Below are 13,686 nucleotides of genomic sequence, written 5' to 3' on the forward strand. Positions count from 1 at the left end.
GCCGTCCTCATCGGGTGGCCTGCACGGCGCTCTAGCCGAAGGTGTACACGTACGCCTCGGCGCCGGGCTCGAGGAACGTGATCTCCAGGGTCCGGTCCCGGACCGCGTCCCGCTGGCGGACGAGCTGGTACAGCCGGCCCTCCCGGAGCAGGCCGTTGCCGTCCTCGTCGACGTCGTCGCCGTGTGCCGAGCCCGGAGCCGCGCCGTCGAGGAGCAGGCGGAAGGGGATCGGGTCCCGCGTTCCGGGCGACAGCACGAGATGCGCGTCGCGCGCGTGGAACCGGAAGCCGAGGGTGCCGACGGGCCGGTCGAGCACGACGTTCTCCGAGCCGATGGTCCACTCGCCGCCGAGCGCCCAGTGGTCGGCGGGCAGGCTCTCGGGGAGCTCGTACGCGTGGGTGGCGTCGTACGTGGCGTCGTCCGGTGACGCGAACCGCTCGGCGCGCGCGTAGCCGAGATACGTCTCGGGCGTACGCAGGTGGTCCCAGTCGGCGTCGGCCTCCACCCCGAGCCCCTTCACGGGGACGGGGTCGCGTTCGACGCCGAGCAGCCGCTGGATGACGCGTTCCGACCGCTCGTAGCGGCCCTCGCCGAAGTGGTGGTCGCGGATCACGCCGTCCGCGTCGACGAAGTAGAGCGCTGGCCAGTAGTGGTTGTCGAACGCGGTCCAGACCCCGTAGTCGTTGTCGACCGCCACCGGGTAGTCGATTCCCCGCGCCTCCACCGCCCGGCGCACCCCGTCGATGTCGTGCTCGAACGCGAACTCCGGCGCGTGCACGCCGAGGACGACGAGACCGTCGTCCCGGTAGGCCTGTGACCACGCCCGGACGTACGGCTCCTGGCGCAGCCAGTTGATGCACGTGAGCGTCCAGAAGTTCACGAGGACGGGGCGGCCGCGCAGCTCGGCGGGATCGAGTGGCCCAGAGTTGAGCCACTCGGTCGCCCTGTCGAGCGAGGGCAGGCGCAGCCGTTCGGACACGGCCATCTAGCGCAGCGACCGGAAGCTGGCGCGAATTTCTTCGCACAGGAGTTGCGGCTGCTCCCAGGCCGCGAAGTGCCCACCCTTGTCGAGCTTGTTGTAGTGGATGAGGTTGGGGTACGCCTGTTCGGCCCAGCTCCGCGGCGCCTGGTAGAGCTCGTCCGGGAAGACGCTGACGGCGGCCGGGACGGAGACGTCCTTGGCGCCGAGGAAGGAGAACTTGTTCTCCCAGTAGAGGCGCGCGGAGGAGACGCCCGTGTTGGTCAGCCAGGTGAGCGTGATGTTGTCGAGGATGTCGTCGCGCGTGAGGCCGCCGGGTTGCCCGGCAAAGGCCCGGCAGATCAGCTCCAGGCTGGCCGCGTCGTGGTCGCACATGAAGGTCGCCAGCGCGACGGGCGAGTCCGCGAGTCCGATCAGCGTCTCGGGGCGCGTCGCCATCAGCAGGGCGTAGGCGGAATGCTTCCAGAAGAAGTCCTGCTGCTCGCAGGCCCGCCTCTCCTCCTCGGAGAGATTGGCCGGGAGCTTGGAGAGCGCGCCGTTGATTCCGGTGATGTCGCACTGGACCAGCGCGTCGATCTCGAACGGAACCGTGCTCGGCATGTTGGTGTGGATGCCGGCCAGTTCCGGCGGCGCCTGCACACCCATGAGGTTGGTGATCAACGCGCCCCAGTCGCCGCCCTGCGCGACGAACCGGTTGTAGCCGAGGCGCTTCATCAGCTCGGTCCAGGCGCTCGCGATGTGTTCCGGCCCCCAGCCGGGTTCCGTCGGCTTGCCCGAGAAGCCGTAGCCGGGCATCGACGGGATCACCAGGTGGAAGGCGTCCGACGCGGACGCGCCGTGCGCTGTGGGATCGGTGAGCGGCCCGATGATCTTCAGCTGCTCGATGATCGAGCCGGGCCAGCCGTGCGTGACGATGAGCGGCATCGCGTCCTCGTGCTTGGATCGCACGTGGATGAAGTGGATGTCCAACCCGTCGATCTCGGTGATGAAGTTCGGAAGGTCGTTCAGTCTCGCCTCGACCTTGCGCCAGTCGTACTCCTTCTCCCAGTAGCGGGCCAGCGCCTGGCTCGTCTCGAGCGGCACGCCCTGCGACTGGTCGTTGACAAGTTGCTTCTCGGGCCATCGGGTGGCCGCGATGCGCTGCCGCAGCGACTGGAGATCCGCCTCGGGGATCTCCACTGTGAACGGCCGGATGTCGGTGGCGCGGGCGAGCGTCTGGGTCTTGACGGCCACGTGGGCCTCCTTCTCCTCGGACCTGTCGTGGGCAGCCGTGCGATCAACTCTGGTTCTCTCCCCGGCGGGGAAGCTTCCAGTCGGGCCGGGGGAAGTGGCAGGTGTAACCGCCCGGGTGCTTCTCCAGGTAGTCCTGATGCTCGGGCTCGGCCTCCCAGAAGGGGCCGGCCGGCGTGACCTCGGTGACCACCTTGCCCGGCCACAGGCCGGAGGCGTCCACGTCGGCGATGGTGTCCTCAGCGACCTGCCGCTGCTGGTCGTTGCAGTAGAAGATGGCGGACCGGTAGCTGGTGCCGACGTCGCCGCCCTGACGGTTCTTCGTCGTCGGGTCGTGGACCTGGAAGAAGAACTCGAGAAGATCCCGGTACGAGAGCTTGCCGGGGTCGTAGGAGATCTCGATCGCCTCGGCGTGGCCCTCGTGGTTGTAGTACGTCGCGTTCGGCACGTCCCCGCCGGTGTATCCGACCCGGGTGGAGACCACGCCGGGGCGTTTCCGGATGAGGTCCTGCATTCCCCAGAAGCAGCCGCCCGCCAGGATCGCCTTCTCAGTCGTGTCGGTCATCGCTTCGCCCCCCGTCCGGGTGCTCGAACAGTGCGCGGTACTCGCCGTACCCTTCCCGTTCCAGGTCCTCGCGCGGGATGAACCGGAGCGCGGCGGAGTTCATGCAGTAACGCAACCCGCCGGTCGCCAGCGGGCCGTCGTCGAACACGTGCCCGAGGTGACTGTCGCCGTGCGCCGACCGGACCTCGGTGCGGACCATGCCGAGGGTGGAGTCCCGCACCTCGACCACGTTTTTCGGCTCGATCGGTTTGGTGAAGGAGGGCCAGCCGGTGCCGCTGTCGTATTTGTCGGCGGACGCGAACAGTGGCTCGCCGGACACGACATCGACGTAGATGCCCTGCTCCTTGCTGTTCCAGTACGGGTTGTCGAAGGCCGGCTCGGTTCCGCCCTCCTGGGTGACCCGGTGCTGCTCGGGCGACAACCGGGAAACTGCCTCCGGGTTTTTCCGGTACTCGTGCGACACCGTCGTTCCTCTCGGCTGGGGTCGTCGGCAAGGAAGGCCGGTTCAACGGGCTGCACACGCAGCGCGAGTGGCTACCCGGCCTGCCGTCGGCTAACCCCGCGCGCGGTCCGGAGGTGTCACCGTCTCCGCCGGGCCTCGGCCTCGACGTCGAGCATCTCGTTCAACGCCAGCGCGGTGTTGATCAGCGCGAGGTGGCTGAAGGCCTGCGGATAGTTGCCGATCTGCTCACCGGTCAGGGCGATCTCCTCGGCGTAGAGGCCGAGGTGGTTGCTGAAGGTGAACATCTTCTCGAAAGTGAGTCGGGCGTCGTCGAGGCGACCGGAGCGGGCCAGCGCCTCGACGTACCAGAAGGTGCACATGTTGAAGGTGCCCTCGTGGCCCGGGAGCCCGTCGGGGGAGTTGACCGGGTCGTACCGGTGGACCAGGCTGTCGGAAACCAGCTCCCGCTCGATGGCCTCGAGGGTGCGGCACCACATCGGATCCGAGGGCGTCACGAAGCCGACGGCGGGCATGGACAGCAGCGCGGCGTCCAGGACGTTCTCGCCGTAGGCCTGGACGAAGGATCCACGGCCCCGGTGATAGCCGCGCGCCATCACCTGGTCGTAGATCAGGTTGCGCTGGCTGGTCCAGCAGCCGACGTCCCCGGGGCGGCCGTGCCGATTGGCGAGCCGGATGGCCCGGTCCAGGGCCACCCAGGACATCACCCGGCCGAAGGTGTAGTCCCTGGGGTGGTGCCGGCTCTCCCAGATGCCGGCGTCCGGCTGGTCCCAGTTGTGGCACAGCCAGTCGACGAGCCGGACGGTGCTCCTCCACACCTGGTGGGAGACCCGGATGCCCTGTTCGTCGGCGACGTGCATGGCGTAGAGCGCCTCGCCGTGGATGTCGAGCTGGAGCTGGTCGGCGGCGCCGTTGCCGATCCGGACGGGCCGGGAGCCGCGGTATCCCTCCAGGTGGTCGAGCACCTCCTCGTGCAGGTCGGACGAGCCGTCGACCCGGTACATGATCTTCAGTGGGGCCTGGTGGTCGCCGGCCTCGCGGATCCGCTCGTCGAGCCAGTCCATGTAGCGGCTGACCTCCTCCGTGAAGCCGAGGCCGAGCAGCGCGTGCACGGAGAAGGACGTGTCCCGGATCCAGGTGTAGCGGTAGTCCCAGTTGCGCGTGCCGCCGACCAGTTCGGGCAGGGCGGCCGTCGGCGCGGCGATCATCGCCCCGGTGGGCGCGTACGTCATCAGCTTCAACGTGATGGCCGACCGCTCGACCATCTCCCGCCACCGGCCGGTGTACCGGGAGCGCTCGACCCACCGTCGCCAGTAGTCCCGGGTCCACTCGAACATCCCCTGCACCTCTTCGAGCGGGACGGCCCGGGGTGCCAGGTCGGAGTTCGTCTCCAGGACCACCCCGCCGGTGTCGCCCTGGTTCAGGGTGCCGAACCCGATCAGGTCGCCGTCCTCCAGGTGCATGTCCTCCTTGGCGATGAGCTGGCGGACCGGTTGCACCGGGTTGAAGCTGAGCGACGCGGACGCGCCGCGGAAGGTGTACCCGTTGCGGTGTCGCTCCAGTTGGGGGCGCTCGCGGCCGTAGTCGAACCGGGGCCGGCACTCCAGCCGGAACCGCATGCTGCCCCGGACCATGGTGACCATGCGCACCAGGCGGTGCACGTCGGTGACCCGCTCGCCGGTCACGGGCATGAAGTCCTGGACCTCGGCCACCCCGTCGGCGCTGATGAACCGCGTGATCAGGATCGGGGTGCCGGGCAGGTAGAGCTGCTTGGTGACGTAGGTGGTCTCGTGGGGGGCGATGCGGAAGTAGCCGCCGCGTTCCTTGTCGAGCAGGCCGGCGAAGATGCTGGGCGAGTCGAAGCGCGGCGCGCAGAACCAGTCGATCGTCCCGTCGCAGGTCACCAGGGCGGCGGTCTGAAGATCACCGATGAGCCCGTGATCCTCGATCGGCGGATACTCGTCCACGTCGCCCCCCGGTATCGACTGCACCCTCCCGCAGTAACCTAAAGGGCAATTTTGGGCATGTAAGTCGTATTCGTGAACGCCACCCCTCCGCGCTCAGCCGCGCTGCCGGGCGCGCCGCGCCTCGACCGCCCGTCGGGTCTCCTCACCGACCAGGTCGCCGTTGATCGCGGCGGCCGCCAGGGCGCCCGCCGCCGCTGCCGCACCGACCTGCGCGGCCGGGTCGGTCACGTTGCCCGCGACCCACACCCCGGGCACCTCGGTACGCCCCGTCGGGTCGGCGGGAACGTGCTCGCCGACCCCGGCGGGATGCGCCACCGCCCGCAACCCGAGCGCCGCCAGGAACCCGGCCCGGGCCACCATCCGGGGGCCGGCCGCCAGCACCTCGCGCGCGACCAGCCGGCCGTCGCGCAGGCGTACCCCGACCAGCCGGTCCTCCACGACCTCCACCGACGCGACCTCGCCCTCGACCACGGCGACGCCCCGGGCGGCCAACTGTTCGGCCTGCTCGTCGGTGAGCGGCGGCGCGGTGTGTTGGAGGAAGACGACGTCCCCGCTCCACTGGCGGAACAGCAGCGCCTGGTGCACCGACAGCGGCCCGGTGGCCAGCACCCCGATCGGCCGGTCGCGCACCTCCCACCCGTGGCAGTACGGGCAGTGCACCACGTCCCGGCCCCACCGGTCGCGTAGTCCGGGCAGCTCGGGCAGCTCGTCGACCAGGCCGGTGGCCACCAGCAGCCGGTCGGCCCGGACCCGGTGGCCGTCGGCCAGCGCCACCGTGAACCCCTCCCCGTCGCGGGTCACCGTGTCGACCTCGCCGCCCAGCAGGTGCCCGCCGTACCGGCGTACCTCGTCCCGGCCGCGCGCCAGCAGTTCGGCCGGGGGCATGCCGTCGCGGGCCAGCAGCCCGTGCACCCCCTCGGCCGGGGCGTTGCGCGGGCTGCCCCCGTCGATCACCAGGACCGACCGGCGCGCCCGGGCCAGCATCAGCGCCCCGCTCAACCCGGCGGCGCCGCCACCGATCACCACCACCTCGTAACCTTCGGTCATTCTGACCACCTCCTGCGGCAACGATGCGGCGGTGGTGCCGGACCCGCAAACTTTGTTGCTGATCTGGCAAACTTGGGGGATGGAGGACGACCTCGACCGGGCGCTCGACGCGGTGGGCCCCCGGCTGCGCGCGCTGCGCCGCGAGCGCGAAACCACCCTGGCCGACCTGTCGGCCGCCACCGGCATCTCGGTGAGCACCCTGTCCCGGCTGGAGTCCGGCAGCCGCCGCCCCACCCTGGAACTGCTGCTGCCACTGGCCCGGGCCCACGGCGTGACGCTCGACGAGTTGGTCGGCGCCCCGCCCACCGGCGACCCGCGCATCCACCTGCGACCGGTCACCCGGCACGGCATGACCATGCTGCCGCTCACCCGGCGGGCCGGCGGCATCCAGGCGTACAAGCTGGTCATCCCGGGCGCCGGGCGGCCCGCCGAGCCCACCCCGCAGACCCACGAGGGGTACGAGTGGGTCTACGTGCTCAACGGCCGGCTGCGGCTGGTGCTCGGCGAGCACGACCTGGTGCTGGCGCCCGGGGAGGCGGCCGAGTTCGACACCCGGGTGCCGCACTGGTTTGGCCCCGCCGACGGCCAGGCGGTCGAGTTCCTCAGCCTCTTCGGCGCCCAGGGCGAACGCGCCCACCTCCGAGCCCGCCCGCGCAACGCCTGATCGCCCCGCCGCCTGGAGACCTTGGTACGAAGTGGCCCCCATAGGGGCCGTTCCCTACCAAGATCTCCCCGGGTCGGTAGCGTGCGGCGACACTGCCAGGGGAGGGGAACGGGGACGTGGGAGCGAAGACGGCACTGCTGGCGTACGCGGACGGGGACATCGCCACGGCGTTGCGTGGCGCCGCCGCCGGTGACCGGGAGGAGGCCGAGGCACTGGTCCGGCGGGTGCACCCGGGGCACCTCGTCGACGGCGTCGCCGACGAGTGCCTGTGGGACGCTGTCTACCCGCCGGACGACGTGACGTACGTCGTCGCGCTGCCCGGGGTGGACCTGCTCTGCGACCGGCGGCTGGCCTTCGACCCGCCGTCCGCGTTGCCCGCGCGCCTGGTCGAGGCGGGTGCGAGGCGGCGGATCGTGCTGCACGGCATGCACTCGGTCAGCGACTGGCTGGGGTTCGCGGTGTGGGAGGACGGGGTCCTGGTCCGATCGCTGAACGTGGGGCAGGGAGGCGTTGGTGAGGACATCGGCGAGCCCTTCCCGTTCGAACTGCCGTACTGGGCGGGGGAGCACCCGGTGCCGGGCTGGGACCGGCTGCCGTTCCACCCGTTGGAGCTGGGTGAGGCGGCGCTGCGCGCGCTCTTCGGCTTCGTCATGGAGGGCCATAACCGGCCGGACGACGTGGACGCCGACGCGGTCCGGCTGCACGGGTTCCGGGTGACCGACCCGACCGGTCGGGAGCGGGCCGCGCGCGACGAGCTGTACGCCATGGCGCGCCGAATGGTGCTCCACCGCTGCGGCCAGGACTCCGCGGAGCGCTGATCCCCGCCAGCCCGATATCGGTTGCCCCGAAGCGGGCCGCCCGGATTGGCTGGGGGAGTGACCGGCGTCGACACGTACTTCATCTGCGCGGTGCCTCGGACGGGCAGCTCGCTGCTCTGCGGCCTGCTGGCCTCGACCGGCGTGGCCGGCCGGCCGGAGGCGTACTTCCGGGTGCCGGACGAGCCGCTCTGGGCCCGCCGGTGGGGCCTGCCGGCTGGGACGTGGCGCTACGGCGACTACGTCCGCGCGGCCCTGACGGCCGGCCGGACCGGCAACGGCGTGTTCGGGGCGAAGGTCATGTGGGGCACGCTGGACCGGCTGGTCGAGGGGCTGGCCGCCGAGCACCCGGAGCTGGCCGGTGAGGACGACGCCCTGCTGCGCCGGGCGTTCGGCCGGACGGCGTTCGTGCACCTGCGCCGCGCCGACGTGCTCGCGCAGGCCGTCTCCTGGCTGCGCGCCGAGCAGACCGGCCGGTGGACCGAAACCGACCCGGACGCGGTCGACGCGTCCGGCCTGCCGACCGGTGAGCCGCGCTACGACCCGCACGGCATCGACGATCTGCTGCGCACCATCACGGAGCACCAGGGGGCCTGGGACGCCTGGTTCGCCCGGCACGGGATCACCCCGCACCGGGTGTGTTACGAGGACCTGGCGGCGGACCCGGCCGGGGTGACCCGGGGCGTACTCGACGCTCTCGGGCTGCCGTCGGCGGCCGTGCCGGTCCGGCCCCGGCACGTGCGGCAGGCCGACGCGCTCAACGCCGACTGGATCGCCCGGCACCGGTCCCGGACGTGACCTTGCCCACCTCCGCGCCGGGCTCCCGTGTAGGGGCAGGTCATCTGGCGTTACCCGGCGGTTAAGGTGGGCCTCGCGAAGTCGCTTCCCCGGACCCGGGGCGCGGCTTCGTAGTGCTTCACGGGATCCGTGGAGCCCAGCCGTCCCGACGTTCTCCGGGCCAACCGCACCGGGACGGCTGCACCCCCACCGCCCGGCCGGCGCGACCGGCTGGGCCAACCCGGAACGGAGTAAGGCCGCGCCATGAGCGTGTCTACGCAGGATCCTGCTGCCCCAGTCGAGCCGGCGGAACCCGCCGGGCAGAGCCGCCTCGACCGCTTCTTCGAGATCACCCGGCGGGGCTCGACCGTCAGGCGCGAGGTGCTCGCCGGGCTCACCACCTTCGCCACGATGGCGTACATCGTCGTGCTCAACCCGCTGATCATCGGCACCGCGCCGGACAAGGACGGCAATCTGCTCGGCATCGCGCCGGTCGCCGGGGTCACCGCCCTGGTCGCGGCGGTCATGACGATCATGATGGGCGTCGTCGGCCGGGTGCCGTTCGCGGTGGCCACCGGCCTCGGGCTGAACGCCTTCGTGGCGTACGCCGTCGCGTCCCAGATGAGCTGGGCCGAGGCCATGGGCCTGGTCGTGGTCGAGGGTCTGATCATCACTGTGCTGGTGTTGACCGGCTTCCGGAAGGCCGTCTTCCGGGCCATCCCGGCCGAGTTGAAGGCGGCCATCGCGGCCGGCATCGGCCTGTTCATCGCGCTGATCGGCTTCGTCGACGGCGGTCTGGTCCGGGCCGGCACCGGCGTGCCGCTGCAGCTCGGTTCGGGCAGCAACGGCACGCTGCACGGCTGGCCGACGGTCGTCTTCCTGGTCGGCCTGCTGGTCACCGGCATCCTGGTCGCCCGCAAGGTGAAGGCCGGCGTCCTGATCGGCATCGTCGCCACCACGGCGGTCGCGGTCGTCGTCAACGCGTTCGCCAAGCCCGGCGCGGCTCTCGTGGACGGCAAGCCCAACCCGGACGGGTGGCGGCTCAACGTGCCGACCCTGCCGGACCCGCTGTTCCAGACGCCCGACCTGCACCTGGTCGGCAACGTGTCGTTCGGCGCGTTCGCCCACGTCGGCCTGGTGACCGCGCTGCTGCTGGTCTTCACCCTGGTGCTGGCCGACTTCTTCGACGTCATGGGCACCACGGTCGGCCTGGCCAAGCAGGCCAACCTGACCACCGAGGACGGCACCGACATGCCGCGCCTCGGCAAGGTGCTCTTCGTCGACGGCGTCGCCGCGGTCGCCGGCGGCGCCGGCAGCGCGTCGTCGGCCACCACGTACGTCGAGTCGTCCTCGGGCATCGCGGACGGCGGGCGGACCGGCCTGACCAGCGTGGTCACCGGCGTGCTCTTCCTCGGTGCGCTGCTGCTCACCCCGCTGGTGTCGCTGGTGCCGAGCGAGGCCGCCGGTCCGGCGCTGGTGGTGGTCGGCGCGCTGATGATCCGCCAGGTCAAGGACATCGACTTCACCGACGTGGGCGTCGCCGTCCCGGCGTTCCTGACCATGACGCTCATGCCGTTCACCTACTCGATCACCAACGGCATCGGCGCCGGCTTCGTGAGCTGGGTGGCGATCCGGGTGGCCCAGGGCAAGGCCCGGCAGATCCATCCGCTGATGTGGGCGGTGGCCGCCGCGTTCGTGGTCTACTTCGGCATCAACCTGGTCAAGGCCGTCACCGGCGTCAGCTGACCGGTCGTGCGCCGCGCCCCCGTTGCCCGTTGGCCCGAGGCAACGGGGGCGTGGCGTATCCGGATCTTGGGTTAGAGTGCCGGGGCGCGGACACGCGACCGTCGTGGGCGCAGGGGGATGAGGCCATGGATCGCCATGAGCTTCCCCTGCCATGCCTTTTTCCGGGTCGCGCGCGCTGATCGACCGCGACCCGGGTCACTCCACGACCTTGGAGAATCGCGTTGTCCAATCTTGACCTGACCACCGACCGTCTCGTGCTCCGCCCCTGGCCCGCCGAGGAGGCCGCCGCCGTCGTCGCCGGCGAGCGGCGCCCGCACTGGGCGCCGGACTTCCCGGCCGACGGCGAACGGGTGATCGCCGGAATCATCGCCGGCCACCCAGACCGGCCGCACGGCCACCGGCTCATCATCGAGCGGGAGACCGGCCTCACCGTGGGCGGCATCGGGCTGAAGTGGCCGCCCACCGACGGTGCGATCGAGTTCGGCTACGGCGTCGTCGAGTCCCGGCGCTGCCGGGGCTACGTCACCGAGGCGGTCCGCGCCCTGGTGGCCCATGCCCGCACCCTGCCCGGGGTGACGCAGGTGTTCGCCACCGTCGACCCGGCCAACGTGGCGTCCGTGCGGGTGCTGGAGAAGGCCGGCCTGCGCCGGGACGGCACCGTCGACAGTGACGAGGGGCTGCTGCACCGGTACGTCGCCGAGTAACCCGGAACCGACCGGGCCGGCGGCGGGGCGACCCGCCGCCGGCCCGGTCGTCGTTGAACGGGCGTGAGCTACGCGGACGTCAACGGGGTGCGGCTCTGGTACGAGATCCACGGCACCGGCCGGCCACTGGTCCTGCTGCACGGCGGGTACGGGTCGACGGAGATGTTCGCCCCGATCCTGCCCGACCTCGCCGCGCGCCGGCAGGTCGTCGCGGTCGACCTCCAGGGCCACGGCCGCACCGCCGACGTGGACCGGCCGCTGCGCTACGAGTCGATGGCCGACGACATCGCCGCCCTGCTGCGGCACCTCGACCTGCCGCCGGCCGACGTGCTGGGCTACTCGCTCGGCGGCGGGGTGGCCCTGCGCGCCGCGATCCAGCACCCGGCCCTGGTCCGCCGCCTGGTGCTGGTCTCCACGCCCTTCCGGCGGCAGGGCTGGTACCCGGAGGTGTTGACCGCGATGGCCGCCCAGGACGAGCGGGTCGCCGAGCAGATGCGCGGCGCTCCGCCGCACCAGCTCTACGAGCGCGTCGCGCCCCGCCCCCAGGACTGGCCGACGCTCTGGGCGAAGACCGGTGACCTGCTGCGCCGCGAGTACGACTGGTCGGCCGAGGTGGCCGCCGTGCCGATGCCGGTGCTGCTGGTCTTCGCCGACGCCGACTCGATCCCGGTCCGCCACGTGGCCGAGTTCTTCGGGCTGCTCGGCGGCGGCCACCGGGACGCCGGCGGAGACGGCACCGGCCGGCCGGCGTCCCGGCTGGCCGTGCTGCCCGGGCTGACCCACTACGACATCGTCGGCTCACCCGCCCTGCCCGCGGCGGTGCTGCCCTTCCTCACCCACGCGGTGCGCGCCCCCGAGTGATCCGGCGCGCACGCCTCCGCCGGAGCAGCCGCCGGGCCAGCAGGCCGCCGACCACCAGCGCCACGGCCCCGGCCGCCCACCAGAACCGGCCACCCGGTCCCGCCGGTGGATCCGCCGCCCGGACCCGGCCGGCGTGCACCACCGCGTCCGCCACGTCGATGGCGAGCACCTGGTCCGGGGCGGTGAGCAGCGTGGTCGGCGCGGCGGCCCCCGGCGCCAGGCCCAGCACCCGGACCGTCCGCACGTTCCCGTACACGGTCCGCTGGTCCATCTCCAGCGGACCCTCGGCGGAGGTCGGGGAGTTCGGTTCGGGCCGGTACGCCACCACCACCGCGGTCCCGTCCGCCTGCCAGCCGAGCAGCCGGATCGTGGTGACCCCCGCGACGGCGGGCAGCGCCGGCACGCCGAGGTCCTTCCCGGTCGTGTCGACCCGCCGCAGCCGCCACCGGTCGCTGCCCGGATCGTGGCTGACCAGCGCCAGCGTCCCGTCCGGCAGCCAGGCCCCCTTGCCGGCCAGCCCGCTCTCCGGCGGCAGCGAGAACGCGGTGATGCTCTGCCCCTCCACGCCGGCCACGAGCACCTTGTCACCGACCTGGTAGGCCAGCCGGGACCCGTCGGCCGTGAACGCGACCGGGGCGCCGAACACCGGCAGTTGCTCGGTCTCGAGCAGGCGTACCGCGCGGCCGGTGTCGAGCCGCACCAGGCTGAGCGTGTTGGCGTAGGCGCTGCCCTCCGGGTTGGTCGGCGTGGTGTCCCGGACCACCAGCGCGGTCCCGTCCGGCGTCCAGCCGGCCGGCTCGGTCAGCGTGCTGCCCTGCCTGGGGCTGGGCAGCCGCCGGACCGTCCCGTCCACCAGATCGACCAGGTCGATCCCGGGGTGCTCGGACGAGCCGGCCGGCACGGCGATCCGCCGCCCGTCGGGGGAGAGCAGCACCTGCTCACCGGCCGGCGCCTCGTGGCCGACCTTCCAGGTCCGGTAGCGGTCCGCGTCGGCGCCGACGATGCCGACGGTGCCGTCCTCGTCGAGCAGCCCGGTGAGCCCGCGCGCCTGCCCGCTGAACACGACCGACGCCGGCCCGAGCCGGGGCCGGTCGGTCGCGCGCAGCGTGCCGAACCCCGGCAACCCGATCCGGTCGGGCAGCGCGGGACCGTCCACGCCCGCCGGCGCGATCGCCGGCCGCTCGCCACCGCGTACCGCCAGCGGCACGAGCGCCGCCAGCACCAGCACCGCCGCGACCGCCGCCGCCATCCGCCAGCGGGTGCGCCGCGCGGTCCGCACCGCCCGGTCGTGCACCGGGTACGCGGGCACCTCGGCCGCCGCCTCCCGCAGGGCCTCCCGCAGCCGTACGCTCATCGCCCGCTCCTCTCCGGCGTCGGCTCCCACAGGTCGGGGACGAGGACGCGGAGCCGGCGCACGGCGTCGTGCCCGTGCCGCTTCACCGTGCCCACCGAGCAGCCGAGCACCTCGGCCACCTGCGCCTCGGTCAGGTCCTCGTAGTAGCGGAGCACCACCACGGCCCGCTGCCGGGCGGTGAGCCGGCGCAGCGCGGCCACCACGCTGAGCCGCAGCGCGGTGTCCTCGCTGTGGTCGCCGGCGCCCCGCTCGACCGGCGTCGCGTCCAGCCGTTCCGCGATCCGCCGCCGGCGCCACCACGAGACCTGCTGGTGGTACATGACCCGGCGCACGTACGCCTCCGGGTCCCCGTCGCGGATCCGCCGCCAGTGCCGGTACGTCCGGGCCAGCGCGCTCTGCAACAGGTCCTCGGCGTGCTGGTGGTCGCCGGTCAGCAGGTACGCGGTCCGCGACAGCGCGGGCGACCGCTGCACCACGAACTCGTGGAACGTCTCCGACATGCCCACCCCCTCGCCTC

At 72.4% G+C, this 13,686-nt stretch carries 14 protein-coding genes; 6 read left to right on the forward strand and 8 right to left on the reverse strand.

From position 1 onward, the window contains the following. Positions 1-31 precede the first annotated feature (31 nt). The 6 genes from ACFYPD_RS23415 to ACFYPD_RS23440 all read right to left on the reverse strand — a co-directional run bounded on the left by ACFYPD_RS23415 (position 32) and on the right by ACFYPD_RS23440 (position 6,248). Positions 32-985, reverse strand: a complete 954-nt coding sequence (locus ACFYPD_RS23415) for a redoxin domain-containing protein (protein ID WP_387117156.1) — start codon at positions 983-985, stop codon at positions 32-34. Next, positions 986-2,212: an epoxide hydrolase family protein gene (locus ACFYPD_RS23420; RefSeq protein ID WP_387117159.1), complete on the reverse strand. Its 1,227-nt coding sequence runs from the start codon at positions 2,210-2,212 to the stop codon at positions 986-988. It lies immediately after the preceding gene. Positions 2,213-2,255: 43 nt separating this feature from the next. Next, entirely contained in the window at positions 2,256-2,774 is a 519-nt protein-coding gene (gene msrA / locus ACFYPD_RS23425; protein WP_387117162.1) for a peptide-methionine (S)-S-oxide reductase MsrA, read from the reverse strand. After that, positions 2,758-3,237, reverse strand: coding sequence for a peptide-methionine (R)-S-oxide reductase MsrB (msrB, locus tag ACFYPD_RS23430; RefSeq protein ID WP_387117165.1), 480 nt, complete (start codon positions 3,235-3,237; stop codon positions 2,758-2,760). Before msrB ends, msrA begins: the two co-directional genes overlap by 17 nt. Before the next feature lie 116 nt (positions 3,238-3,353). Further along, entirely contained in the window at positions 3,354-5,201 is a 1,848-nt protein-coding gene (locus ACFYPD_RS23435; protein WP_387117375.1) for a glycoside hydrolase family 15 protein, read from the reverse strand. Between the two features lie 93 nt (positions 5,202-5,294). Then, the gene (locus tag ACFYPD_RS23440) at positions 5,295-6,248 is read right to left on the reverse strand and encodes an NAD(P)/FAD-dependent oxidoreductase (RefSeq protein ID WP_387117168.1); all 954 of its coding nucleotides are present in this window, start codon (positions 6,246-6,248) and stop codon (positions 5,295-5,297) included. A 79-nt stretch (positions 6,249-6,327) separates the two neighbouring features. On the opposite strand from ACFYPD_RS23440, the gene ACFYPD_RS23445 reads away from it, so the two are divergent. The 6 genes from ACFYPD_RS23445 (at position 6,328) to ACFYPD_RS23470 (ending at position 11,815) form a co-directional block, all read left to right on the forward strand. Then, positions 6,328-6,912: a helix-turn-helix domain-containing protein gene (locus ACFYPD_RS23445; protein ID WP_387117171.1), complete on the forward strand. Its 585-nt coding sequence runs from the start codon at positions 6,328-6,330 to the stop codon at positions 6,910-6,912. A 116-nt stretch (positions 6,913-7,028) separates the two neighbouring features. After that, a complete protein-coding gene (locus ACFYPD_RS23450) occupies positions 7,029-7,730 on the forward strand; it encodes a DUF6928 family protein (RefSeq protein WP_387117174.1) in 702 nt (233 codons plus the stop codon). Between the two features lie 57 nt (positions 7,731-7,787). After that, positions 7,788-8,525: a Stf0 family sulfotransferase gene (locus ACFYPD_RS23455; protein ID WP_387117177.1), complete on the forward strand. Its 738-nt coding sequence runs from the start codon at positions 7,788-7,790 to the stop codon at positions 8,523-8,525. Between the two features lie 243 nt (positions 8,526-8,768). Then, complete coding sequence (locus tag ACFYPD_RS23460; protein ID WP_387117180.1) at positions 8,769-10,250, forward strand: NCS2 family permease; 1,482 nt, start codon at positions 8,769-8,771, stop codon at positions 10,248-10,250. Between the two features lie 221 nt (positions 10,251-10,471). Continuing rightward, entirely contained in the window at positions 10,472-10,954 is a 483-nt protein-coding gene (locus tag ACFYPD_RS23465) for a GNAT family N-acetyltransferase (RefSeq protein WP_387117183.1), read from the forward strand. Positions 10,955-11,017: 63 nt separating this feature from the next. After that, on the forward strand, positions 11,018-11,815 hold the full coding sequence (locus tag ACFYPD_RS23470; protein ID WP_387117186.1) for an alpha/beta fold hydrolase: 798 nt from the start codon (positions 11,018-11,020) through the stop codon (positions 11,813-11,815). Here ACFYPD_RS23470 and ACFYPD_RS23475 read toward each other — a convergent pair. Together ACFYPD_RS23475 and ACFYPD_RS23480 are read right to left on the reverse strand one after the other, a co-directional pair. Further along, positions 11,787-13,169 carry a hypothetical protein gene (locus ACFYPD_RS23475; protein ID WP_387117189.1) on the reverse strand — a complete coding sequence of 461 codons (1,383 nt, stop codon included), beginning with the start codon at positions 13,167-13,169 and terminating at the stop codon, positions 11,787-11,789. The genes ACFYPD_RS23470 and ACFYPD_RS23475 overlap by 29 nt on opposite strands. Further along, positions 13,166-13,669: a SigE family RNA polymerase sigma factor gene (locus ACFYPD_RS23480; RefSeq protein WP_387117192.1), complete on the reverse strand. Its 504-nt coding sequence runs from the start codon at positions 13,667-13,669 to the stop codon at positions 13,166-13,168. The genes ACFYPD_RS23475 and ACFYPD_RS23480 overlap by 4 nt, the downstream gene beginning before the upstream one ends. Positions 13,670-13,686 lie beyond the last annotated feature (17 nt).

Source organism: Micromonospora sp. NPDC005299 (assembly GCF_042872345.1).
Classification (GTDB): domain Bacteria; phylum Actinomycetota; class Actinomycetes; order Mycobacteriales; family Micromonosporaceae; genus Micromonospora.